General features: G+C 69.7%; 27 protein-coding genes. 13 read left to right on the forward strand and 14 right to left on the reverse strand.

Annotated elements, in window-relative coordinates; translation table 11 throughout:
- Positions 1-108 precede the first annotated feature (108 nt).
- Complete coding sequence (locus N5095_RS04050) at positions 109-1,152, forward strand: CapA family protein (RefSeq protein ID WP_267621354.1); 1,044 nt, start codon at positions 109-111, stop codon at positions 1,150-1,152.
- Between the two features lie 32 nt (positions 1,153-1,184).
- Here the strand turns inward: N5095_RS04050 and N5095_RS04055 are convergent, their stop codons facing one another.
- Positions 1,185-1,442: a DUF5789 family protein gene (locus tag N5095_RS04055; protein WP_267621356.1), complete on the reverse strand. Its 258-nt coding sequence runs from the start codon at positions 1,440-1,442 to the stop codon at positions 1,185-1,187.
- Between the two features lie 95 nt (positions 1,443-1,537).
- Positions 1,538-2,764 carry a CBS domain-containing protein gene (locus N5095_RS04060; RefSeq protein ID WP_267621358.1) on the reverse strand — a complete coding sequence of 409 codons (1,227 nt, stop codon included), beginning with the start codon at positions 2,762-2,764 and terminating at the stop codon, positions 1,538-1,540.
- 172 nt (positions 2,765-2,936) lie between these two features.
- Between N5095_RS04060 and N5095_RS04065 the strand changes: the two genes are divergently transcribed.
- Positions 2,937-3,098 carry a hypothetical protein gene (locus tag N5095_RS04065; protein ID WP_267621360.1) on the forward strand — a complete coding sequence of 54 codons (162 nt, stop codon included), beginning with the start codon at positions 2,937-2,939 and terminating at the stop codon, positions 3,096-3,098.
- Positions 3,099-3,448: 350 nt separating this feature from the next.
- Here the strand turns inward: N5095_RS04065 and cgi121 are convergent, their stop codons facing one another.
- From cgi121 to N5095_RS04085, 4 genes are all read right to left on the reverse strand, one after another.
- A complete protein-coding gene (gene cgi121, locus N5095_RS04070) occupies positions 3,449-3,973 on the reverse strand; it encodes a KEOPS complex subunit Cgi121 (protein WP_267621362.1) in 525 nt (174 codons plus the stop codon).
- 37 nt (positions 3,974-4,010) lie between these two features.
- Entirely contained in the window at positions 4,011-6,248 is a 2,238-nt protein-coding gene (locus tag N5095_RS04075) for an ATP-dependent DNA helicase (RefSeq protein ID WP_267621364.1), read from the reverse strand.
- Between the two features lie 326 nt (positions 6,249-6,574).
- Positions 6,575-7,156, reverse strand: coding sequence for a 2'-5' RNA ligase family protein (locus N5095_RS04080; RefSeq protein ID WP_267621366.1), 582 nt, complete (start codon positions 7,154-7,156; stop codon positions 6,575-6,577).
- A 60-nt stretch (positions 7,157-7,216) separates the two neighbouring features.
- Entirely contained in the window at positions 7,217-8,104 is an 888-nt protein-coding gene (locus N5095_RS04085; RefSeq protein ID WP_267621368.1) for a hypothetical protein, read from the reverse strand.
- 172 nt (positions 8,105-8,276) lie between these two features.
- Here N5095_RS04085 and N5095_RS04090 point away from each other — a divergent pair, with 172 nt between their 5' ends.
- The 6 genes from N5095_RS04090 (at position 8,277) to N5095_RS04115 (ending at position 12,435) form a co-directional block, all read left to right on the forward strand.
- The gene (locus N5095_RS04090; RefSeq protein ID WP_267621370.1) at positions 8,277-9,449 is read left to right on the forward strand and encodes an SPFH domain-containing protein; all 1,173 of its coding nucleotides are present in this window, start codon (positions 8,277-8,279) and stop codon (positions 9,447-9,449) included.
- Positions 9,450-9,515: 66 nt separating this feature from the next.
- A complete protein-coding gene (locus N5095_RS04095) occupies positions 9,516-10,016 on the forward strand; it encodes a hypothetical protein (protein ID WP_267621373.1) in 501 nt (166 codons plus the stop codon).
- Positions 10,017-10,076: 60 nt separating this feature from the next.
- Positions 10,077-10,280: a hypothetical protein gene (locus N5095_RS04100; protein ID WP_267621375.1), complete on the forward strand. Its 204-nt coding sequence runs from the start codon at positions 10,077-10,079 to the stop codon at positions 10,278-10,280.
- A gap of 67 nt (positions 10,281-10,347) precedes the next feature.
- A complete protein-coding gene (locus N5095_RS04105; RefSeq protein ID WP_267621377.1) occupies positions 10,348-10,806 on the forward strand; it encodes a universal stress protein in 459 nt (152 codons plus the stop codon).
- A gap of 51 nt (positions 10,807-10,857) precedes the next feature.
- The gene (locus tag N5095_RS04110) at positions 10,858-11,814 is read left to right on the forward strand and encodes a universal stress protein (RefSeq protein WP_267621379.1); all 957 of its coding nucleotides are present in this window, start codon (positions 10,858-10,860) and stop codon (positions 11,812-11,814) included.
- A 114-nt stretch (positions 11,815-11,928) separates the two neighbouring features.
- Positions 11,929-12,435, forward strand: coding sequence for a GNAT family N-acetyltransferase (locus tag N5095_RS04115; RefSeq protein WP_267621381.1), 507 nt, complete (start codon positions 11,929-11,931; stop codon positions 12,433-12,435).
- 40 nt (positions 12,436-12,475) lie between these two features.
- On the opposite strand, the gene N5095_RS04120 is transcribed toward N5095_RS04115, so the two are convergent.
- From N5095_RS04120 to N5095_RS04135, 4 genes are all read right to left on the reverse strand, one after another.
- Positions 12,476-13,591, reverse strand: coding sequence for a glycosyltransferase family 4 protein (locus N5095_RS04120; protein ID WP_267621383.1), 1,116 nt, complete (start codon positions 13,589-13,591; stop codon positions 12,476-12,478).
- Between the two features lie 230 nt (positions 13,592-13,821).
- Positions 13,822-14,013, reverse strand: coding sequence for a DUF5786 family protein (locus tag N5095_RS04125; protein WP_267621385.1), 192 nt, complete (start codon positions 14,011-14,013; stop codon positions 13,822-13,824).
- A 72-nt stretch (positions 14,014-14,085) separates the two neighbouring features.
- Positions 14,086-14,634, reverse strand: a complete 549-nt coding sequence (locus N5095_RS04130) for a flavodoxin domain-containing protein (protein ID WP_267621387.1) — start codon at positions 14,632-14,634, stop codon at positions 14,086-14,088.
- Positions 14,635-14,769: 135 nt separating this feature from the next.
- Complete coding sequence (locus N5095_RS04135) at positions 14,770-15,921, reverse strand: sulfite exporter TauE/SafE family protein (RefSeq protein WP_267621389.1); 1,152 nt, start codon at positions 15,919-15,921, stop codon at positions 14,770-14,772.
- Between the two features lie 223 nt (positions 15,922-16,144).
- On the opposite strand from N5095_RS04135, the gene N5095_RS04140 reads away from it, so the two are divergent.
- Positions 16,145-16,447, forward strand: a complete 303-nt coding sequence (locus tag N5095_RS04140) for a hypothetical protein (RefSeq protein WP_267621391.1) — start codon at positions 16,145-16,147, stop codon at positions 16,445-16,447.
- 39 nt (positions 16,448-16,486) lie between these two features.
- Here N5095_RS04140 and uvrB read toward each other — a convergent pair whose 3' ends face one another.
- Positions 16,487-18,556: an excinuclease ABC subunit UvrB gene (gene uvrB / locus N5095_RS04145; protein WP_267621393.1), complete on the reverse strand. Its 2,070-nt coding sequence runs from the start codon at positions 18,554-18,556 to the stop codon at positions 16,487-16,489.
- Positions 18,557-18,631: 75 nt separating this feature from the next.
- Entirely contained in the window at positions 18,632-18,787 is a 156-nt protein-coding gene (locus tag N5095_RS04150; protein ID WP_267621395.1) for a hypothetical protein, read from the reverse strand.
- Between the two features lie 108 nt (positions 18,788-18,895).
- Here N5095_RS04150 and N5095_RS04155 point away from each other — a divergent pair, with 108 nt between their 5' ends.
- Positions 18,896-19,171, forward strand: a complete 276-nt coding sequence (locus N5095_RS04155) for a DUF7553 family protein (RefSeq protein ID WP_267621397.1) — start codon at positions 18,896-18,898, stop codon at positions 19,169-19,171.
- 427 nt (positions 19,172-19,598) lie between these two features.
- Here N5095_RS04155 and N5095_RS04160 read toward each other — a convergent pair whose 3' ends face one another.
- On the reverse strand, positions 19,599-20,219 hold the full coding sequence (locus N5095_RS04160) for a transcription antitermination protein (RefSeq protein ID WP_267621399.1): 621 nt from the start codon (positions 20,217-20,219) through the stop codon (positions 19,599-19,601).
- Between the two features lie 128 nt (positions 20,220-20,347).
- Between N5095_RS04160 and N5095_RS04165 the strand changes: the two genes are divergently transcribed.
- From N5095_RS04165 to N5095_RS04175, 3 genes are all read left to right on the forward strand, one after another.
- Positions 20,348-21,862, forward strand: coding sequence for a stage II sporulation protein M (locus N5095_RS04165; protein WP_267621401.1), 1,515 nt, complete (start codon positions 20,348-20,350; stop codon positions 21,860-21,862).
- Positions 21,863-21,998: 136 nt separating this feature from the next.
- Positions 21,999-22,172, forward strand: a complete 174-nt coding sequence (locus tag N5095_RS04170) for a hypothetical protein (RefSeq protein ID WP_267621403.1) — start codon at positions 21,999-22,001, stop codon at positions 22,170-22,172.
- Positions 22,173-22,232: 60 nt separating this feature from the next.
- Positions 22,233-22,583, forward strand: coding sequence for a hypothetical protein (locus N5095_RS04175; protein ID WP_267621405.1), 351 nt, complete (start codon positions 22,233-22,235; stop codon positions 22,581-22,583).
- Between the two features lie 83 nt (positions 22,584-22,666).
- Here N5095_RS04175 and N5095_RS04180 read toward each other — a convergent pair whose 3' ends face one another.
- Positions 22,667-23,443 (reverse strand): alpha/beta fold hydrolase, encoded by a 777-nt coding sequence (locus N5095_RS04180; protein WP_390202602.1) that lies wholly within the window; start codon positions 23,441-23,443, stop codon positions 22,667-22,669.
- Positions 23,444-23,466 lie beyond the last annotated feature (23 nt).

A 23,466-nucleotide genomic window follows, 5' to 3' on the forward strand; every position in this document is an offset into this window, starting at 1 on the left:
GAATAAGCACGAATCTCGGCGCCGAGACAGCTCAGCGGGTCCGACCGACCGGTCGGTGGAGGCCCGCGCGAGCCGTTTTGCACGCCGAGCGCCTCTCTTCGGGGGACGATGACGACATCGGCGACCGACGACTTCCGACTGGGGTTCACGGGCGACGTGATGCTCGGACGGCTGGTGAACGAGCGCCAGCGCGACCGGGCGCCGACCGCGGTGTGGGGGACGATGTACCGTCGCCTGCGCGACTTAGACGCCCTGTGTGTCAACCTCGAGTGCTGTCTCTCCACCCGTGGAACGCCGTGGACGCGAAGCTACCACCCGTTTCACTTCCGTGCGAACCCGGCGTGGGCGGTTCCAGCCCTCTCCGACGTGGGCGTCTCGTGGGTGTCGCTCGCGAACAACCACGTCCTCGACTTCGGCGTCGACGCGCTCGAAGACACGTTCGGGGCGCTCGACGACGCCGGTATCCCGTACTCGGGCGCGGGCCCGACCGAACGCGAGGCGTGGGCGCCGGCCGCGGTCGAAGTCGCCGTCGACGGTGCGGACGACCCCGCCCTCCGGGTCGCCCTCCTCGCGGTCACCGACAACACGCCGGAGTTCGCCGCCGGCGACGACTCCCCTGGGACCGCGTACGTCGCCGTCGACCCCGACGACCCCGACTGCCGTAGTCGGGTGGGGTCGGCCCTCGGCCGGGCCCGCCGGCTCGACCCGGACCTCCTGGTCTGTTCGCTCCACTGGGGGCCGAACATGGTCGAGCGCCCGCCCGAGCGGTTCCGGCGGTTCGCCCGCTGGCTGGTCGACTCGGGGGTCGACCTCGTCTACGGCCACAGCGCGCACGTCTTCCAGGGAGTCGAACGCTACGGGGACGGACTGATTCTGTACGACACGGGCGACTTCGTCGACGACTATGCCGTCCACCCGCGGCTTCGCAACGACCGCGGCTTCCTGTTCACACTCCGTGTCGGCGCCGGCGGCGACGCTCATCGGCTCCGGAGCCTGCGGCTCACCCCGACCGTCGTCCGCGACTGCGCGGTCGGCCGCACCGGACGGCGGGCCGCGGCGTGGAGTCGTGCCCGAATGTGTGAGCTGTCGGCGTCGTTCGGGACCGAGTTCGCGGTCGACGGGCGAGAGCTGGTGCTCCGTCTCGACAGCTGACGACCGCGCCGACTCCGACCCGGCCGAGTCGACTACCCCTCTCCCTCCGACTGGTACGGTTCGCCGACCGCGTGCTGGGGGAGGAACTGCATGATTTCGTCGCGTAGCTCGTCGCTCGACTCGAAACGCGCCTCGCTTGAGTGCTCCAGGACGTCCGCCACCGTCTCCTCCCCGTCGGCGAGGACGAGCGTGACCGCCCCACACCGGTCGAGGACCTGCTCGCGCTCCGCGGGGTAGTCGAACTCGGCGAGGAGCTCGTCGAGTTCGTTGAGCTTGGTTCGCTGTCTCATCGAGAGTAGTAGGCGCTCGGCTGACTTAGTGGTGCGGTAGCAATCGACGAGGTCGCCGTCAGGGCGGACGGACCGGGACGTCCATCGGTTCGCGACTACGGCGTCCGACGACCGCGGTGGCCACCCGCCATGGTCCGACGGTACCCGTCCACGTCGTGTTTCTTCGTCCAGCCGTACTCCTTCGCCTCGCGGACCTTCCGTTCGAGGACGCTGCAGGCCTTGGTGAGCGCGTGGCGTGCCCCGTACCCCTCGCCGGTCGCGACGAAGTGGCCCTTGTCGGTGAACAGCCGGACCCGCGCGAGGACGAGGGGCGTCCCGCGGAGCTTCTCGTCGTGCTCGTGGAGGGCGACGTTCGCCTCGAGCACCGTCATGTCGCCGTACTTTCGGGTCGCGCGCTCGACCATGTCGCTCACCGTCTCGCGGTCGAGGTCGTCGAGCAGGTCGACGCCCGTAATCTGGACGGGGAGCCGGCGCTCGTCGGTCCAGGTGAGCGACTCCAGCACGTCGGTGGTCGTGACGATTCCGACCGTCGCTCCGCTCTCGTCGTCGGTGACGACCAGCGAGGAGACGCCGTAGTCGAGCATCGTCCCCACCGCCCGGTCGAGACGTTCGTCCGGACCGACCGTCACGACCGGCTCGCTCATGACGTCCCGGACGGGGAGGTCGAGGAGACGGTCGAGTTCGCCCTCGCGGGCACCGAACCCGCCGTGTGAGCGGCCGCCGGGGGTCGAGAGCGGCGACCCGCCGCCCTGGCTCCGGTTCGCGTCGCGGGTGGTGAACTCCACGACGTCGACCAGGCTCACCACGCCCACGGCGCTCCCCGCGTCGAGCACCGGCAGGTGGGTGACTCGGTGGTCACGGAACAGGTGGAGCGCCTCTCCGAGAGTCGTCCCGCGCGTCACGGAGACGAGCCCCTCGGCGGCCTCGCCGTCCATCGTCGCCACGTCGTCCACGCGGAGCACGTCGAGGTACGGCTCGACCGCGCCGAGAACGGCGTCGGCGGTGAGCACGCCCACGAACGCCCCGTCGTCGAAGACGGGAAGCACCTTGGCGTCGCTGCCGAGCATCAGTCGCGCCGCCGTCCGCACGTCGTCGTCGGCGTCGAGTCGCGCGACGTGCCAGCGGAGGCTTCCGATCTTCGCGTTCGGGTCGCGCCGCGCGGCGTCCAGTTGTCGACGCGTCACGACCCCGGCGTACTCGCCGTCCTCGGTGACGACGACGGCCTTGCGGGTCGGGTCCTCGAACGCGCCGGTCAGCCGGGAGATGCGCGCCTCGGCATCGAACGACGGGAACTCGGTGGATACTAGCTCGCGGACGTCCATACTCGTAGGAACGCGCCTGAACCGCATCAAGGAGCGTATCCGCCGGCCCCGTGACCTGTGTGCCGGCTGTGAAGACACCGTCGCTCACTCCTCCGGTAGCCGGCCGCACAGCACGACGTCGCGTTCCCCACCCACCGATTTCTCTTTCCCCGACCACCGCCTCTCTACTGGTATGCGAGTCATCCGCGCTGCGGCGTCGCAGCGCTGTTTCCGGTGCGGGGAACGGGCGGAGGTGGTCGTCGCCCGCGGGTACCGAACCACCTACGTCTGCTGGGAGCACGCCCCCGAGTACCTCGAGGCCGGCGGCGTCATCGTGGGCTCCGACCTCGGCTGACCGCGGTCGCGTCCGGAGACGGCCGTCCGCCGGCGCGGGCGCCGCGGTCTCGAGAGCGGTCGGCGGTCGCGAGCGCCCCGAACGCGAAGACCCCTCCCCGTGGCCATCCCTCCCGAACCCGGTTGAGGGCCCGGCATCTTCCCCGTCCGACCGCCCCGGTCGTCCAGTTTCCGACCCGACTATTCTCCTGCTGTAACAGGTCTCCGGGCGTTTCAGAACGTTTTTGCAGGGGTACGATGATTGCAGAACGCACCGTTCCCACCACCGGGGACGCGGTGACACACCACTTCGACACACCACCTTTTCGCCGTCTCGCGTTCTCCAGTCGAAACGGAGGGGTCGGGGCGGCGTCACTTCTCGACGTCGAGCAGCGCGACCCGTTCGAGTATCACGTCCGACAGGCTCCCGTTCGTCGCCGCGAGTTCCCGGTCGGAGACGTCGAAAAGCTCTCGAACCCGTTCGGCGTCGACCGATTCGAGAGTCGACGCCGGCTCGAGAGCCGCCGCGACGGCGTCGGCGGCGCCGTCCTCGTCGGCCTCACCGTCCTCGTCGCCCGCGCCGGACGCCGGCTCGCCGTCCACCAGAACCACGACCGGCGTCTCCCCCTCGCGCACGCCCATCGCGAGCGCGTCGTCGATCTGTCGGCGACCCGCGGCGTACAGCAACACTTCGACCGCACGGTCGCGAGCGACGTTCTCTCCCCGGTCGATGGCGCGGTCGGCCAGTTCGAGCGCCCGGGCGAGATGGGCCCGCGAGACGACGTAGCGGGCGTCGAACGCCTGGACCGTGCAGTCGTGTTCCTCGCCGACCGTCCCTATCTCGGCGACGAACGCGTTGAGGTCGTCGACGGTCGCGACCCCCTCGACGAGCCTCATCGGAGTGTCTCCCCCCCGCACTCCCGGTGCGAGGGCGTCACCCGAAATCACCCAGGCTCGACTGGCCGTCCTCGTCGTTCGCCGTCGAGAACGTCGCCGCCTCCAGCTCTGCCTCGCGCACCTCCTCCATGTCGGGGTCGCGCCGGCCGACGTTCTCGAGGATGGACTCGGCGGTCCGTCGGCGACCCCGGAGCGCCGTCAGGACGACCGACTTGTCGGCCTCCCGGAGGTCGGCGCGGGACTCCACCCCGGCCTCGAACAGCCGCCGGGCGCGCTTTCGCCCGACGTTGCGGACGCCGGCGAGGTCGAGCAGCTCCTCGCGGACGCCGTACTGCACCCGTTTCTTGGCCTCGCGGACGGCGACGTTGACGCCGAGGTCCAGCGTGCCGGCCAACTGCTCGGCGGCGCCGAGCAGCCACTCGGCGGTGTCGACCTTCCCGCGGATGTCGCCGGGGCCGACGCCGAAGCGTTCGGCGATGCGGTCCTCGTCGACCTCGGTCGCCCAGTCCTCCAACATCGTGGCGGTCTTGAGCGCCGCGAGCCAGTCTTCGAACGCCACGTCGTCGAACTCGGAGGGGGCGACGCCGAGCAGTTCGGTCTCGCGCTCGTAGAACAGCTCGGTGAACTCCTCGCGGTCCCCGGACTTCAGATACAGTTGGTACATGTCCGGCGTCCGGCAGACGAGGTGGTAGCAGCCCAGCGGAGTCACTTCCTCCGCGTCGCGCAGGCCGTCGATGATTTCGGCGGCGCTCATCGGGTCGAGGTAGAGTCGGGAGACGGTGTGGCCGATGTCCGTCGCCGTAATCGAGCCGTCTTCACGGTCGACGAACCCGTTCACCTCGAGGTAGTCGAGCACGGAGTCGGTGACGTGCTCCAGTCGCCCCGACTCCTGGGTCTGAGATGCGTAGAGCGTGTTCTCGAGGAACTCGAGGAGGCCCTCGCGGGAGTTGGCGAAGCCGGAGGCGACGGTCGCCAAGAGATGCGTCCGGAGGGCGGGCTCTGCGGCGAGTTTCGAGAGCACCGGCTCGGGGTCGGCGTCCACGTACCGCTCGAACAGCTCGTCCATCGTCTCGGAGTCCTTCGCGAGCAGGACGGCCTCGCCGTAGGGGTCGAGGCCCGGTCGACCGGCGCGGCCGCACATCTGGTGGACCTCCAGCGCGTCGAGCGGTTTCATCCCGCCGAACTCCCCGTCGTAGCGGCGCCAGTCGCGGACGATGACGCGGCGGCTCGGGGTGTTGACCCCGGCCGCCAGGGTGGGGGTCGCGGAGACGCACTTGATGAGCCGGTCGCGGAAGGCGTCCTCGACGAGCGAGCGGTGTTCGGCGGCGAGGCCGGCGTGGTGGAACGCGGCCCCCTTCGCGACCACCGTCGCGAGGTCCTCGCTCGTCTCCGTGTCCGACACGTCCCGGATGTCGGCGGCGAGTTGGCGGAGGTCGTTTCGTTCGCCGTCGGTGAGTGCCTTGGACGTGACGCCCGCCAGCCGCTTCGCCGCCCCTTCGGCGTTGCGCCGGGAGTTGACGAACACCAGCGTCGATCCGCCCTCGTCGAGCGTGTCGGCGACGAGCGCTTCGGACTGTTTCTGGCCGGTGCCGACCGGCACCTCCCGCTGGTCGCCGTCGTCGAAGTTGATGGCGTTGCCGTAGTGGACGCCCATCTTGAGGTCGATGGGGCGCCACTCCGACTGCACCAGCGAGGCGTCGAGCCACTCGGCCACCTCGTCGGCGTTGCCGACCGTCGCGGAAAGGGCGACGACCTGCAGGCCGGGGTTGATGCGCCGGAGTTTCGCGAGCGTCACTTCGAGCGTGGGCCCGCGGTGGCTGTCGTTCACCAGGTGGACTTCGTCGCTGACGACGCAGGTCAGGTCGTCCACCCACGGCGCCCCGTTCCGGATGAGGGAGTCCACCTTCTCGCTCGTCGCGACGATGACGTCGCGGCTGGCGAGCCACTCGCCGTCGGAGTCGTAGTTGCCCGTCGAGACGCCCACGTCGACGCCGTACTCCTCCCAACGCTCGAACTCCGTCTTCTTCTCGCTGGCGAGCGCCCGGAGCGGGACGATGTAGAGCGCCTTCCCGCCGCGCTGGACGCTCGACAGCATCGCCAGCTCGGCGATCATCGTCTTGCCGGACGCGGTCGGGATGGAGGCGACGACGCTCTCCCCCTCGGTGACGCCGGCCTCGACGGCCTCGGCCTGTGGCGGGTACAGTTCCTCGATGCCCTCCGCGTGGAGCGCCTCGGGAACGCCCTCCGGCAGGCCGGCGAGGTCCGCGGTCTTCATTGTCCGGGGTTGGCGCGTCCTCCGGTTTAAACTGTCGGGACGGGGCGATAGCCGGGGGAGGACCCCCGCCGACACAACTAATTATCTAAAAGTGACTGGTCCGATAACCTAAACAAATTGCCGTACCCCCTATACGGGTTCGTCCCGAGTCGGAGGACGGAATGCCGAATTCAGTGCCAAAACAGAGTGTGTGTCCGCGGTGCCAGCGGGCGTACGAACGACAGGAGCGCCGGCCCGGATTGGTGGTGTACCTCCACGGAGCGTCGGAGTCGGAGCGCTGTTTCGTCAACTCGCGGTGACCCGTTCGGGGTGACCTCGGCGGTCACTCAGCCGGGGAGCCGGAACCGGGCGACCGCCTCGCGGTAGTCGCCGCTCCAGAGGCGAAGCTCCGAGACCGTCCACTCGACCGGGTCGACCGCCGTCGATTCGAGGCGCTCGGCGTCCGCGAGCGACCCGCCTCGGGCCAGCGTCACGTGCGGAACGTAGCTCTCGCCCTCGATGCCGTCGACCGGGGGGAACGTCTCGCAGAGCCGCCGGTGGAGCGAAACGAGCCCCGGGCTCTCGACGGCGAGGTAGACGACCGGCCCCGACCCGCGCGTCGGCGTCTCGAAAAAGTCGATACGGTCGACTCGCGCCTCGAACGCCGGCGTCTCGGTCAACACCCGGCGGAGGCGCTCGCGGAGGCGAGCGGAGGTGGCGCCGGCGCGCCCGCCGCCTGCTCCCTGCCCGCTACGGCCGATTCGCCCGCCACGCCCTCCTCGGCCGTCTGCTCCGTCCCCGTCGGTCAATCGCTTGCAGACCAGCGTGTGTCGGTCGCGGACCCGGTCGAAGGCGACGAGCTGTGGGTGGAGCTCACCGGCGAGGCGCTTCAGTTCGCCGGGGACCGGGACGTTCAGACTGTAGCTCACGTGAGTGGCTCGTCGACGGGACGGATTGAGCGTGTCGGTGCGTCGTCGGTGTCGTCCGGTTCAGTACGGGGTCCTGATTCCGACGCCGGCCTCGGTCGACCAGTCGAGCGGAAGCTCCCGACGCCTCGAACGCTTCGGGTCGGGGTACCACACGTCGCAGGTGCCGACGAGGGCGACGACGCCGTCGTGGAAGCTGTCCCACCGCAGTTCGTACTCCCCGTCCTCGGCTCGCGCGGTGAAGCTCCCGGCGTCACCGCCGCGCCGGTCGCCGCCGTCCGGCCGCCGAGGCCCGCCCCACCCACTCCCGACGGCCACCAGGGCCGCGCCGGACGGTACGGCCACTCGGTGTCCGAACCACGTGAACGCCGTTCTGGTCCGGTACAGGCCCCACGGGTCGACCGCATAGGCCCGCTCGGTGAGACGACCGGCGCGCCAGAGCCGAATCCGGTAACGAACGCCCTCGCCACTCCTGGCGTCCTCGGCGGTTCCGGTCTCGACCCGGTGGGCCACGGCCAACGAGTCGGCGACGGCGTACGGCGTCTCCGTGTGGTACACGCGCTGCTGCGCCCACGCCCCGGCGTACTCGGTGTCGACTCCGGCGTCGGTCGAACTCACGAACTCGTCGAGCGTCGCCCACGGCAGCACGCCTTCACCGTACTCGACCTGCATCCGGGCGGCGTACTCGCCGTACTCGTCGGCGTCGAGACGGTTTCGATGGTCGCTTCCGGCGAGGTCGAGCGCCGTTTCCGACCCGCCGCCGGTTTTGGTCCGGACGACCCCCGCACCGAGACAGCCCGCCGTCGACCCGAGGAGGCCCGCGCCGCCCGCCCCGGCGAGACGGCGGAGAAACGAGCGGCGCCCGCCTCGCGCTCGCGGTCTGCGGTCTCCGCTTCCGGGGTCGGACGCACGTCGGCTCTCGGGGCCGCCGCCCGGCTCGTCTCGACTCATCGGGCCGCTGCCGAGACGCGAGCGTTCCAGTGGGACGAAAGGGGTTCGGCTGTGGACCGGAGAAGGGACCGTCTGGTGGAGGACATGGGAACGGAATCGTGACCCCCGACGCATAACTCTCCCGACGTGTCGCGGAGAAAACGATATCCGCGTCGGCCCCCGAAGCACTAGCATGCCCAGCATCTTCCGGCTCCTCGGGCGGGCGAGCGCCCAGGGGGTCCCGGAGGCGAAGGTCCCCCGCGCGGCGCGTGACGCCGCGCTCGCCGTCGTCCTCCTCGGTATCGGGCTGGTGGTGTTGCCGACGAACCCGATCACCGTCGTCGGGCTCCTCTTGCTGACGCTCGCGGCCGTCGCCGTGTTCAGCGCCGTCGAAATCGTACAGGCCTACGAGAAGCGCGCGCTCACGGTTTTCGGCGACTACCGCGGCCTGCTCGGCCCCGGCCTCAACTTCGTGCCGCCGTTCGTCTCGAAGACGTACCGCTTCGACCTCCGCACCCAGACGCTGGACGTGCCGCGTCAGGAGGCCATCACGGAGGACAACTCCCCCGTGACGGCCGACGCCGTCGTCTACGTCCGCGTGATGGACCCGAAGAAGGCGTTCCTCGAGGTCGACGACTACGAGAAGGCGGTCTCCTACCTCGCTCAGACCACCCTCCGCGCGGTGCTCGGCGACATGGAACTCGACGAGACGCTGTCGCGTCGGGACCAGATAAACAGCCGCATCCGCCGGGAGCTGGACGAGCCGACGGACGACTGGGGCGTCCGGGTCGAGTCCGTCGAGGTGCGCGAGGTGAAACCCAGCCCCGCCGTCGAGAACGCGATGGAGGAACAGACCTCCGCTGAACGCCGCCGCCGCGCCATGATTCTCGAGGCGCAGGGCGAACGACGGAGCGCCGTCGAGTCCGCCCAGGGGGAGAGACAGTCGAACATCATCCGGGCACAGGGTGAGAAGCAGGCCCAGATTCTGGAGGCACAGGGTGACGCCATCTCCACGGTGCTCCGGGCGAAGGCCGCCGAGTCGATGGGCGAGCGCGCCATCGTCGACCGCGGGATGGAGACGCTCGCCCGCATGGGCGAGGGGCCGTCGACGACGTTCGTGATTCCACAGGAGCTCACCTCGCTGCTGGGTCGCTACGGCCGGAGCCTCTCGGGGAGCGACGTCCAGCGGGCCGCGAGCCTGGACTCCCGCGACTTCGACGCCGAGACCCGCGAACTCCTCGGGCTCGACGACGTGGACGAACTGCTCGGCGAAATCGAGGTCGACACCGGCGACGGGAGCGCCCTCGCGGGGAACGGCGAGACGCCGGGGCGCCACGCCGGAGAGGCCGAACCCGAGCACAACTGACCGGTGAGGGCGCGGCCCCCCGAGGGGCCGTCACCGTTCTAATCCCCGGGTCGAAACAGGGTCGCCATGAGCGAGAGCGACGGAGCGGCGGAGACCGACGGCGAGAGCGACGACGACCACACCGACACCGGAGACGCCGACGAACCGTTCGGTGTCGACGACGGTGACCACATGCGCATCGCCGTCGACTTCGACGACACCCTCTCCGAGGGCGAGGAGGACGACTTCACCGCCGAACCCTCCGAGCCCGACGAGGAGGCGGTCCACTGGGTGAACGAGCAGTACCGCAAGGGACACACGGTCATCGTCTGGACCGCCCGTCCGTGGGACTCCGCGGCGGAGACGGTCGCCCGCCTCACCGAGTGGGGCGTCCACTGGCACGGCCTGCGCATGGAGAAGGGTCACGCGGACGTGTACGTCGACGACAAGGGCACCACCCCGTCGGACCAACTCCTGAAAGACGGCTACGACGGCGACGGCGAACTCGACGCGGAGGAGGTCGCCCGCGACCCCGCCGACCTGAAGATGAACGGCGAGGCGGACGACCTGAACCTCGACGAGGAGTGAGCGAGACGGCTCCCGTCGCCGCATCTAGCTATATTGTCCGCCCGGTCGTACGTTGGAGGGATGACCACCCAGCGACGGTGCCCCGACTGCGGCGTGGGGCTGGAGGCGATGGAGATGCAGACGGGTGACGGGTTCACGCTGTATCTGGTGACCAACGAGCGAAAGCGGGGGCTCCGGGGGACGTTCGGTATGAAAGAGAAACTCAGGCCGGTCCCGCACGTCTGTCCGGAGTGTGGGCTCGTCCGCCAGTACGCGGAGCGGTGACGGACGCGCCGAGTACGGCCCCCGAGAGGCGAGCCGTTATTCGGCCAGCCCGCCTACTAGAGCCGTCATGCGATTCCTCGTCGGTATCGACGGGTCGGACGCGAGCAGAAAGGCCCTCGACCACGCCCTCGACGTGGCGGACGGCACCGAGGCGACGCTCACGCTCGCCTACGCCGTCGACCCCGGCGTCTACGCCGAGGGCGGCGAGGTGCCGCCGGCGGACCTCACCGACTTCGACGACCGTCTCGTCATCGAGAACGAGGACGACGCCTTCGAGCGCGGGCGACAGGTCGTCGAAGCGGCGGCCGACCACGCTCGGGGCCGCGCCGCCGACGGGGTCGACGTCGACACCGCGCTGCTGGACGGTGACCCGGTCGAGGCGCTCGCCGACTTCGCGGCCGAACAGGGGTACGACGGCGTGTTCGTCGGTCACCGCGGCCTGTCGGCGCACGAGGAACGGCTGCTCGGGAGCGTCGCCAAGTCGCTCGTCGAGGGGTCGTCGGTGCCCGTGACGGTCGTCCACTGAGCGTGTCACGGGGGCCCACGATTCAACACGCACCGGCTCGTACGGTCACGTATGTATCGGACCATCGTCCTCGCGACCGACGGGAGCGACTGTGCGGACCGAGCGGCGGACTGGGCGTTCGCGGTCGCGTCGACGACCGGCGCGACGGTCCACGTCCTCTCCGTGGTCGACACGCGAAGCTACACCGCCGGACTCGACGACGACACCCCGACACCGGAGAGTGAGGGGGGACGCTTGGAGGCGCGTGCGAACGGGGTCGTCGAGGGGACCATCCGCGACCACGCCGACGCGGACGTGGAGACCGTCGCCGCCGTGGAACACGGCGTCCCGGACCGGACGGTGAACGAGTACGCCGGCGCTCACGACGCGGACCTCGTCGTCGCCGGCACCCACGGTTGGACCGGGCTGAACCGGTTCCTCATCGGGAGTACGGCCGAACGAATCGTCCGAACCGCCGAGCTTCCGGTGTTGACGGTGAAAGAGCGGGAGACGCCCGTGCCCGGCGCAGTCGACCGCGTCCTCCTCCCGGTGGACCGGGAGCGGGGCGCCGAACCCGCCGTCGCCCACGCGCTTGACTTCGCGACGACGTTCGACGCGACGCTCCACGTGCTCTCCGTCGTCGAGGCCGGGGTGCTGTCGAGCGGGATGGCGGAACCCTCGCTGTACGACGTGCTCGACGCGGTCGAAGCCGACGCGCGTGCCGTCGTCGACGATGTCGCAGAGCGGGCGACCGCCGCGGGCGTCGACAGCGAGACGACCGTGACCGTCGGCGACCCCCGGGTGGCGATCAACGACTACGTCGCCGAACACGGCGTCGACCTCGTCGTCATGGGCACTCACGGGCGTACCGGACTGAGCCGCTACCTCCTCGGGAGCGTCGCCGAACGGGTCGTCCGCACGGCGGACGTGCCGGTCGTGACCGTCCGGTCGTTCCGCGACGAGAGCGACGCCGCGACCGCCGAGGCCGGCGAAGCCGACATCGACACCGACGTCGACACGAACTCCTGACCCGCCGACCCGCGGGTCGTCGACGCCGACGGAACGGGCGCTCTGCAACCGCGCTTGTCGTTCCCCAACTCGACCCCCCGGAACGCCTAATCGTGTCGAGTGCTACCACCAATCATGAGCGTACAGACCACCATCCGACCCGCGCGACCCGCGGACATCGGCGCCATCCGAGCCCTCGCACGGCGCGCGTGGGACGCCACTTACGAGGACCTCCTCGACGAGACCACCGTCGCCGAGACGGTCGCCGAGTGGTACGCCGACGACGCGCTCCGGGAGGCGCTCGACACGCCAGGCACCGCCTTCCTCGTGGCCGAGGCCGGCGAGGACCTGCTCGGGTTCTGCCACGGGGTCGTTCTCGAGGACGAGGGGGACGTACTCCGCATGTACGTCGACCCCGACCACTGGGGCGAGGGGGTCGGCACCGCCCTCCACGAGCGCCTGCGCGACGACCTGCTCGACTTCAACATGCGCCGGATGCGCGCCATCGTGCTCGCCGACAACGACATCGGCAACGAGTTCTACCGCGGGCTCGGCTTCGAGAAGACCGGCGAGGGTGACGTCGAACTCGGCGGGGAGACGTACACGGAGAACGTCTACACGAAGGAGTTCGACCGGGAGTAAGCCGGGCAGAGAACCGCCATCGGTTCGGGTCCGGGGCTCGTCAGGCGACCGCCCGACGCCGCCGCGCGTCGCCGACGAGGTCCTCGAACCCCTCACGAAAGGCGGCGACGCGGGGCCCCTCCGTGTAGTCGGCCGCCGCCTCCCGGCCGCGCTCGGCGAGCGCCCGGCGCTCCGCCACGTCGAGCGCGAAGTAGCGGTTCACCGCGGCGGCGAGCGCGTCGGCGGCGGGTTCGACGACGAGGCTCGGGTCGACCTGCCGGACCGCGACCTTCGCGCCGGTGGTCTCGGTGACGACCGCCGGGAGTCCGGCACACAGCGCCTCGACGACGCTCACCCCGAACGCCTCGGTCCGGGCGGGGTGGACGTACAGCGACGCCGACTCGAACGGCTCCTCGAGGTCCTCGACGAACCCGTGGAGCGTGACGCCCAACGTATCTGCGTACGCCGCCGGGTAGCCCGGGCCGACGACGTGGAGTTCGGCGTCGGGGTGGCGCTCGCGCACCCGCGGCCACGCCCGGACGAGCAGGTCGACGCCCTTGTGCTCGCGCCACTCGCCGACGACGACGGCGTCGGTCCCCGACAGCGACGGGTCCAACCGCGAGAGCGCCTCGTACTGTTCGGGCTGGATGTAGGGTTCGGCGACCCGGACCGGGAACCCGGGGTCGGCGAACCGTCGAATTTCTCCAGCGACGTACTCCGACACTGCAATCGCGCCGTCACAGTAGCGGGTGAGACAGGCGCGGAGCACGGGGAGTTCGGCCCGGTGGTTCATCCGACGTTTGAGCCGCCGTCCGAAGTCGTCGTCGGGGCGGACCACCGTCGGACCGCCGAGCAGTCTGCTCGCGGCGGCGAGGTGGAGAATCGTCGCGTCGGGGTAGTGTCGGCGGATGCGCGGGGCGGCGAAGAGGACGGCGTCGTTCTCCAGCACGTACACGTCGCGTTCCGGTATCGATGCGACGTGTGTCGCCGCCACGTCGTCGAGGAAGGTGTCCTTCAGCAGTGGGTAGCGGGTGAGGGGGACGACGACCGCGTCGGCGCCGACCGACCGGGCGAACCCGCGGTGGGCCGGGTGGCCGTACTCGACGGCCGCGCGTTTCGTCGGCCCGTGGCCGATGGAGGGGTACACCACGCCGACGGAGAGGTCGTCTGTCTGCATCGCTCTCCGTGTCGATACTACGTAGGTCGGCATCAGTACGCCGGCCGGAAAAAGTACCAATCGAGCCGTCTGCGCCGGGTGCCCGGCCCCGGTGTGGTCGTCCCGTTCGGTCCTCGGACCACCGTGTCAGCGAGTCGGCTGGAGACGAACGCCGGCCGTCGTTGCGCTCAGTCTTCAGACCTCCGCGTCAGCGCGTCGCGGACCGACGGGACGGTCCGCTCGCGTGGCGCTCAGTCTTCGTCCTCGTCGTCCCGCGCGTCCCGCATCGCCCCCAGCCGCGAGACGAGCTCCTCGTTGGACTCGTCGGTGTCGAACGAGACCTTCCCGTCGTGGTCTTTGTCGTGGACGTTGTCCCCGACGTCCTCGTCGATGTCGGCGCTGTCGTCTCGCTGCTCACTTTCGTCGTAGCTTCCGAAGCCCATACGCGACCCTTGCGGACTCGGTTATATATGTCCGGCGCTTCCGGCGGTCGGAGGCGTGTGGTACCGGACCACTCACCGCGTCGTCGGAGCCGGCTCGATCGCGGCCGCGAGGTCGGCGGCGAACGCCTCGACGGCGCCCCAGTCGGTGTACTCGTAGTTCCGCGAGGTGTCAGTGTCGCCGCTTCGCTTCCCGACGACGTGCTTGACGAGCGTTCGCTTGAGGAACCCGTACTCCGTGTACCGGAGCGCACCCGCGACCGGAAGCGTGACCCTCGGCTTCCACCCCGTCTCCTCGAGGAAGGCGTCGACGTACCCCTCCGCCTCGGCCTGCGTCGCCTCCTCGGCCGCCGAGAGGCTCACGGAGAGGAACCCGGTCGGACGGGCGTTCAGCGCGTCGACGTGGTCCCGGACGAACGTCTCGACCACGGGTTGGTGCCTCCCGGCGTGGATGGACCCGGCGACGACGACGCCGTCGAAATCGGCCGGGTCGGGCGGAGTACCGCCGCCGAGCGTGACGAGCGTCACGTCGTGACCGCGCTCGCGGAGCGTCGTCTCTACCCGTCTCGCTACCTTCTCGGTCTGTCCCTCGGTGGTCGCGTACGCGACGAGAATCGATGGCATCGTCCCTTCACCGGATGAGAGTACGCATCCGGTGCGGATAGCGGACGCCGACGGCTCTCGAGGAGTGAGAACCGCGCAGGGTCGGGGAGAAGACGACGGGTGGCGCTTCCGCCACCTCGGAAGCCGCTCGTCGCCTCAGAAGCCGCCCGTCGCCATCAGGAACAGCGCGACCGAGATGACGGCGAACAGGGCGCCGACGAACTTCTTGATGGTCGAGGTCTCCATCGCCGCGGAGACGTACGGGGCGATCTGCCCACCCGTCACGGTCGCGGGGACGGTGAAGACGACCATGTTCCACGGCGTCGTCGCGAGGTTCATACTGTGGCCGCCGACGAGCCCACCGCCGAACACGTGGACGAGCGAGGCGATGACGGCGGTGACGGCGACGACGATGTGGTTCGTCCCGATGGCGATTCGCACGGGCACCTTCGTCTTCAGCATCGCGACGATACCGAGTTCGCCGATGCCGAAGCCGGCCAGCCCCTGAAACACGCCGCCGACGCTGTAATTCGCGAACCGGCGCAGGTAGCCGCCGCGAGTGTACCGGTAGTCGTCACCCTCGCGGTCGACGCGGGTGACGTTTCCGTCCGAGTCGGTGTCGACGCCGGCCGGGCCGAGCTTCCCGTGGTCGTTCGGTAGCTCCGGCTCGACACCGCCGTCGGTGGCCGCCGTGCCGGCGTTCGATTCCGCGGACGACTCCGAGCCGCCGTGGTCGAGGTCGGCCTTGAACAGCATGTACGCCGCCGCCATCAGCGCGACCCCGAGCAGCAGGTGGAACAGCCACTCCGGGACGACGAACGACAGCAGCGCGCCGGCGACGACGAACGGGAGACCGCCGAGCACGAGCGTCAGCGCCAGTCTGCGGTCGACCAGCCCGTACCGGACGAACGCCACGGAGGAACTCGAGAGGCCGAACGCCTCGCTGATGAGGCCGACCTTCACGAGCGTCTGTGGCTCGAGCGGCTGGGCGAACAGCGGGAAGACGAAGATGAGAAACGGCACGAAGATGGCCGACCCGCTGATGCCGACCGTGTTGACGATGGTGGCACCGACGAGGAACGCCGGGAACAGCCACCAGAACTCCAGCCAGTAGTCGGCGCCGGCGCCCGCGGGTGTCGGCGCGATGAAGAAGACGGCCAGCACGAACAGCACCGGGGCGGCGAAGACGAAGAAGTGCTGGTTGCGGAGGAACCCCTCCAGCGCACGCTCGCTCGTCGAGGGAGAGCCTTCGGGCCCGCCGTCGTCGGACCCGTGGGATTCCGGGGCCTCGTGGGACTCGCTGGCCATCTAGCTGAACCCCTCTTGACTCGAGTGTCGGTCGTCTCCGACCGTAGTCGTCGAGTCGAATCGGTCAGCGTCGGCTACCTGTAGCTGATGCCGGCCGAGAATCATGGTGCTCCCTCGGTAGGGAGAGACCGGTGAAAAGGTTTGTGAACCGAACAATCCGGATGATAGAACGTGACCGTCCCCGGCGGTCGCGTTGATGAGCCTCCGGGCCGAGAGGGGAACCGTGAACTACGCCGTCCTCGACCTGACGCTCGACGCCGAAGCCGCCCGCGACCGCGTCGTCGACCGCGTCTCCGGCGTGTCGGTCCGGAGCGCGGACGACCGCTACGAGTTCCTCACTCCCAGCGGCTTCCACCTCGCCGAACTCTCGAACGCGACGCTTCCCGACGGCGAACACGGCTCCCGGCTCACCTACCGGACGGCGATGGTGTCGCCGGTCGCCGCCTCGGCCCGCCGGAAGGCCGAGGCCGTCTGCGCCGCGCTGGCGCCGTACCGGTATCGGCCGGGCAAGCGACCGCGCAGGTGAGCCCCGGACTCGGCCCGTTCACGACACCAGTCACCGGGTCTACCAGTCGTCGTCCGGTTCCGGCGCGACGACGCCCTCCTCCTCGTCGCCGCCGAGCAGGTCGAACTCGTGGCGCAGTTCGCGGATGCGGTCGCGGATGTCGGCGGCGAGTTCGAACTCGAGGTTGCTCGCGGCCTCCTCCATGCGCTCCTCGAGGTGCTCCACCTGGCGGGCCGCCTCGTCGGCGTCCTCGACCTCGCCGCCGGTCGTTCCGGAGGTGTCGGTCTTGCTTCCGGGGAGGTTGGTCTCGCCGACCGCCTTCTCGATGGTCGTCGGCTCGTGGCCGTGCTCCTCGTTGAACGCTTGCTGAATCTCGCGGCGGCGCTGCGTCTCCTCGATAGCCTGCTCCATCGCGTCGGTCGTCTCGTCGGCGTAGAGAACGACCTCGCCGTTGACGTTCCTGGCAGCGCGGCCCATCGTCTGGACGAGGGTGGTGGTCGAGCGCAGGAACCCCTCCTGGTCGGCGTCGAGGATGGCGACGAGGGAGACCTCGGGGATGTCGAGGCCCTCTCGGAGGAGGTTGATGCCGACGAGCACGTCTATCTCCCCGAGTCGGAGTGAGCGGATGATCTCGTGACGTTCGAGGGTGTCGGTCTCGTCGTGCATGTACGCGACGTTCACGCCGGCCTCCTCCAGGTACTCGGTAAGGTCCTCGGCCATGCGCTTGGTGAGCGTCGTCACGAGGGTGCGCTCGCCGCGCTCGATGCGGTCGTCGATTCGGCCCATGAGGTCGTCGACCTGGCCGTCCGCCGAGGTGACCTCGACCTTCGGGTCGACCAGGTGGGTCGGGCGAACGATCTGCTCGACGACCTGGTCGGAGTGCTCGCGCTCGTAGTCGCCGGGGGTCGCGGAGACGAACAGGGTCCGGTCGGTCTTCTCCTCGAACTCCTCGAAGGTGAGGGGTCGGTTGTCGTAGGCCGTCGGGAGCCGGAACCCGTTGCCGACGAGGCTCTCCTTTCGGGACTTGTCGCCGGCGAACTGGCCCTTTATCTGGGGGAGGGTCTGGTGGGACTCGTCGACGACGGTGAGGAAGTCGTCGGGAAAGTAGTCGAGCAGGGTGTACGGCGCCTCGCCCGACTCCCGGTCGGAGAGGTGGACGGAGTAGTTCTCGATGCCGGAACAGTAGCCCGTCTCCTGGAGCATCTCGAGGTCGAACGTCGTACGCTCCTCGATGCGCTGGGCGGCGACGAGGTCGCCCTGTCGCTCGAAGTACCGCACGCGCTGGTCCATCAGCGTCTCTATCTCCTCGACCGCGTCCTCGAGGCGCTTCTCGGGGATGGAGTAGTGCTCCGCGGGGTGGAGCAGCACCGCGGGCTCGGTCGACTGCACCTCGCCCTCCAGGGGGTCGATCTTCACCATCCGGTCGATTTCGTCGCCCCAGAACTCGATGCGGACGGCGTATCGGCCGTACATCGGGAACACCTCGACGGTGTCGCCGCGGACGCGGAAGGTGCCCTGCGTGAAGTCCACGTCGTTGCGCTCGTAATTGAGGTCGACGAGACCCTTCAGTAGTTCGTCGCGGTCGATTTCCTGCCCGACCTCCAGCCGAAGGGACATGTCCACGTAGTTGCGCGGGTCGCCGAGACCGTAGATAGCGGAGACGGAGGCGACGACGACGACGTCGTCGCGCGTGAGAAGCGAGCGGGTCGCGGAGTGGCGCAGGCGGTCGATTTCGTCGTTGATGGAGGCGTCCTTGTCGATGAAGGTGTCCGTCTGCTCGACGTAGGCCTCGGGCTGGTAGTAGTCGTAGTAGGAGACGAAGTACTCGACGGCGTTGTCGGGGAAGAGGTTCTTGAACTCCTCGTAGAGCTGTGCGGCCAGCGTCTTGTTGTGGGCGATGACGAGCGTCGGCTTCTGAATCTCCTCGACCACCCACGAGACGGTGTTGGTCTTCCCGGAGCCCGTCACGCCGAGCAGGGTCTGGGTGTCGGCGCCGGCGTCGAACCCCGCCGCCAGCTGTTCGATGGCCTCGGGTTGGTCGCCGGCGGGGTCGAACGGGGCGTCGACGCGGAAGCGGCGGTCCGCGCCGGGTCGGTCCGGCTGGAGGGGTCCGGAGTTGGCGTCGCTCATGGTGACTCGGCTACGAACCGGACCCACTTGACGGGCTCGCTTGTCGTCTCTGGGCGGGTGATGAACCCGGAAAGCTCACCGTTCGAACTGGAGGTTGTCGGGCTTCTCGGTCGCCACCCACCATCGGGCCTCGGTCTTCGCCGGGTGGCGCCGCCGGAGGTGGTCACGCAGCGTCTCGCCGTCGGCGAAATCCCGTCCGCACCGCTTGCATCGGTAGTGTCTCGCTCCCATTCCCGTCTATACGCGCTCTACGACCATGACGCTCGCGACGCCGCGCGTGTCCCGTCAGTACTGCCCCGCTCACCAACTGTTTTGGGACGGGCTGTCGAACGCTGGCCTATGGTACGCGAGGAACTTCAGGCGGCAAGCGACGAACTCCGAAAGGCCGGCGAGGCGCTCGGCGGCGAGGGCGACGTGGCGACCCGAATCCACGACCAATCCGACCAGCTCGCGAAGTTGGCAACGCGAAGCAGCGGCCCCGACCACGGCCGACTCGACCGGCACATGAACACCCTCAGCGAGATTGCAGACCAACTCGACGGCGAAGCGAAGGACCACGTCGAGCACGCGAGGGAGAAAGTTCGCGAGTACCGCGAGACGGTCGAGGGTATCTAACGCAGACGAAAATTCGAAAGACGGCGGCGACTTCGAACCCCTTCGTTTCAAGTGGAGATACTGACTGCTCTGGTGGCTGTGGGTGACTCCCCACTACTCCCGGGGTGTATATAGTCGCTGTGAAGCGCGTCAGCGAGTGGGAGTACGGCACGTCGTGACGGCAGTCGATTTGATGATGTGGTCGGTGCGGTGGCGGGGCGGTAGCGGTGGTGGGGCGGTGGCGGAGCGATGGCGGAGCGATGGCGGAGCGATGGCGGAGCGATGGCGGAGCGATGCAGTGGCGGGGCGGTAGCGGTGGCGGGGCGGTCCAGCGTCGGTACCGCGAGCGACCGGAGGGAGCGAGCGGCCTTTTTGGCCGAGCTTTTTCGAGGAGCGGTTCCGCCGCGCGGCTTCGCCGCGCAAGGAACCCGACGAAGAAAAAGGTCGGTTAGCAGACGTTCTTCGGCTCCACGCCCATCCTTTCGAGCGTCTCGACGAACTCTCCGTAGGCGGCCTCGACGACGGCGCCCGCGGCCTCGCGGGCGGCGTCCCAGTCCTCGTCGCGCACGCAGACCTCGTCCATCGCCTCGACCGCCTCGTCGAGTTCCGCGTCGAGGTCGTCCTTGATGCCGCGGAAGGTGTCGGCACTGGAGGTGTCGGCGTCGCCGACGAAGAAGCCGACCATCTGAGAGGCGGCGGCGCGAGTGACGAGCGCGCGGGCGAAGAGGCCGGCGACGCGCTCCTGGCTCGTCTCGAAGCCCGAGAGCACCTCGTAGATGGGGCGGGAGGCGTCCGGGGTGCCCTCCTCGGACTCGACGGCGTCAGCGTGGCGCTCGGCGCGTTCGGCGGCGTTCTCGAAGGCGTCGCCGGCGAACTCGTTGGTCTCGGCGCCGGCGTAGTCGGCGAAGACCACGGCGGCGGACTCGAACTCGTCGTTCGCGGCCTCGCGGACGCTCGGGCCGTTCATCTCCCCGCCGGTCAGCGCGTACAGTGCTTTCGACGAGCCGAGCCGCGACAGCTCCGTCTCGTACTCGTCTCGCAACTCGTCGGCGAACGTCGGTCCGTCCATACCGCGGCGTAGGTCGGGTCGTGGCTTGTAAGCAACGGCTGTCGGGTCGAACCAGGTCACGCTCGACCGACCCCACGGCTTCCGTCGGCGGGGGAAGAACTACTTTCCACCCCGCCAACCGTTCGGGCGTGAAACCCGCAGACGCCCTCCGCGCCGGGTTCCGGCTCCCCGTCGTTCGGGGCCGGTCGGTGCTCCCGTTCTACCTGCTCTCGGGCGGAGTCAGTGCCGCCGCCCGACTCCCGCTGGTCGCCGGTCTCGTCGCCGTCTACCTGCTCCTCTCCGCACAGGGCCGCATCGAACCGCTCGCCCGCGAGCTCGGCCGAATCGACCCGGAGACCGTCGACCCGACCGACCCCGCATCTGTGCCTCCCGGTCTCGACGAGGCGCTCCTCGGCCTCTTCACGCCGGGCGTCGTGACCGTCTTTCTCCTGTCGGTGCTCGCGCTCCTCGCCCTCGCGGTGGTGCTCGGGGCGGTGGCTCGTGCGGCGACGACCGCGGCGGTGTACGCGGGAGTCCGCGGCGGCGACGCGTCGGTCGCCGGCGTGGACGGGATGGCCGACTACTGGCGGTCGTTTCTCGGCCTCCTCTTCCTTCGACTCGTCGCGACCGGCCTCGCGCTGGCTCCGTTCGGGGTCGGCGTCGTCGTCGCCGGTGTCGGGGTCGGCCTCGGTGTAGGCGGGAGTCCGGCCGCGACCGCGCTCGGCATCCTCGGGGCGGCGTTCGGCGGTCTCGTCTCGCTAGTGCTCCTTCTCGCCGTCTCGCTCGCGTTCGCGTTCGCCGGGCCGGCGGTCGTCGTCGACGATGTGGGTGCGTCGGCGGCGCTCCGACGAAGCCTCGGGTTCCTCCGTCGGCGACCCGGGAACGCGTTGGTGTACGTCGCCGTCCTGCTCGGGGTGCTCGTCGCCTACGGCATCGTCGCCGGCGTCGTCGGAGCCGCCGGCGCCGCGCGGGTCGCCCCCGTGTTCGGCACCCTGTTCGTGTTCCCGGCGCTCGACGGCGTCAAGCTCGGGCTGTACGCCGACGTAGAGCCTGCCGTCGGCGGCGCCCGCCCCCGGCTCCGAGCCGGGATTCGCCGGGGCCTCGGCGCGCTCGGTCGGTTCCTGCGCGCCCACCCGTTCGCGAACCTCCTCGCCGCCGCGCTGTTCGCGGTCTCCATCGGCGCGGGCTACGCGGCCACAGCGTCCTACGGCGTGCGTATCGACGCTCCCGCCGACGTGGCGGGCGTCTTCGGGACGGTCGCCGTCGGCCCCTTCCTCAACATCGCGGCGAACAACTGGCTCGTCGCGACCACGTTCGTCTACGGCGGCCTGTTCGCCGGCGCCGGCCCCCTCAGCGGCATCGCGTTCAACGGCCTGCTCGTCGGCGCGCTCGCGGGCGTCTTCGACCCGACGGCGTTTCTCGCGCTCGTCGCGCCACACGGCGTCATCGAACTCCCGGCGCTGGCCGTCGCCGGCGGCCTCGGCTTCCACCTCGGGCGGGTCGGCTGGGAGTGGGTCCGCGGACGGCGCTCCCGCGTGAGCGTCGGCAACGAACTCGTCGTCGCCTTCGACGTGCTCGTGGGGCTCGCCGTGGTGCTCGTCGTCGCCTCCTTCGTCGAGGCGTTTCTGACGCCCCAAATTGCGGCGTACGTGCTGGGTGGGTAGTGGGGATTGGACGTTCGTGGAATCCTTCGAGTAGTTACGGACAGGGGAGAACGCGAGGCGAAGCGGCGGCCCGTTTCGGAGCCCCACCCGTGGCGATTGATAGGTCGAGCGCCGTAGTCGGCTGACCGGGAAGCGTGTGCTTTTCGGTCAGTGTGACACGATTGCGGAGGCGTCGGCTGTCGGCGAACCAACAATCATCGACCGGACCGTCATCCACGACGGGCAGGGCCACACGCACATCCTCCGGCACCTGCTCTCGGATGCCCCGCCGTTGTGTCCCGTCGACCCGCGACCGGTGCTCGTCGAGTGAGCGTCGAGACGTGACAGCTAGCCACCACGCTGAAGCACTCCCGTGAGAGACACCCACACAATGCGAATCGGAAAACAGGCACGCGTCGACGGTACCGCTGAAATCGGCGCAGGCACGAGAGTCGCCAAACACGCGACCGTCGGCCGCGAGGCGTCCATCGGCGAGGACGTCAGGGTCGGGAAGCACGTCACGGTCGAAGCGGGCGCACGAATCGAGGACGGCGCCCGAATCGGAAAACACGCGACCGTTCGGGCGGGCGCGTACGTCGGTTCCGGCGCTCGAATCGGCAAGCACGCCACGGTCCGAGCCGACGCGCGGGTGCGACCGGAGATGCGGGTCGGGAAGCACGCGGAGATACGCGGAGGCCGCCTCGAACGGACGACGTGCCCGGAGCCGTCGAGGCGTTCCTGAGCCGCGCGTCGCGGCGTACGCGTTGGGCGGGAGCGGTCCGAGCGTCGCTCGACCCGGTCTCCTCCCTGCCCCACCTCCCGCCCTCAGTCGGTCGCGGCGAGAATCAGCCGTGTCGCCTCGTCCGGGTGGTCCCAGTGGGGGTAGTGGCCGCTCCCCTCGAACCAGTGGAAGCGTGCGTCCGGGAACCGCTCCACGGCGCGTCTCGCCTGTCGAGGGAGGGTGAGCCTGTCGTCCCGTCCCCAGCCGATGACGACGGGCCCCGGCGCGTCGTCCGTCCCTCGCTGAGCGGGCCCGAAAGCCAACCGCCGGGTCAACTCGTCGAACGACGGCGTGTCGGCGAAACTCCGTAGCTCCTCGCGGACGACGTCCGGGGGCAGCTTCCACGGTCGCGCCGACAGTTGAGCGAGGAGGAGGGTCCGTCCCACGGCGCTGGCGGCGAGGTGTGGTATCGCGGGTTGGAGCAGCCGGACGACCCGAATCGAGGCGGCGATGGTGGCGTAGAAGAAGTACCGCTCCCACCCCTCCCAGAACCCGCCGGGGTCGAGCGCCACGGTCGCCCCGACCTCGCCGCGGCGGGCGAGTTCGAGCACGAGCCGTCCCCCCAGCGAGTTCCCGACCACGTCGACTCCCGCGAGGTCCTGAGCGTCCAGAAACGAGACGAGCGCGTCGGCGAGCGTCTCGACGGAGTTCTCGCCGGGCAGCGTCGGGGTCTCGCCGTGGCCGGGGAGGTCGACCGCGACGACCTCGCGCTCCGCCGCCAGCGCGTCGAGGACGGGCTCCCACGACCGCCAGTTGCCGCCGAGTCCGTGGACGAGGAGCAGCGGTTCGCCCGACCCCCGTCGAACGTGGTTCATGAACACGGGTCACGGTTCGACGCCGTGCA

It is taken from the genome of Halobium salinum (genome assembly GCF_026586625.1).
Taxonomy (GTDB): Archaea; Halobacteriota; Halobacteria; order Halobacteriales; family Haloferacaceae; genus Halobium; species Halobium salinum.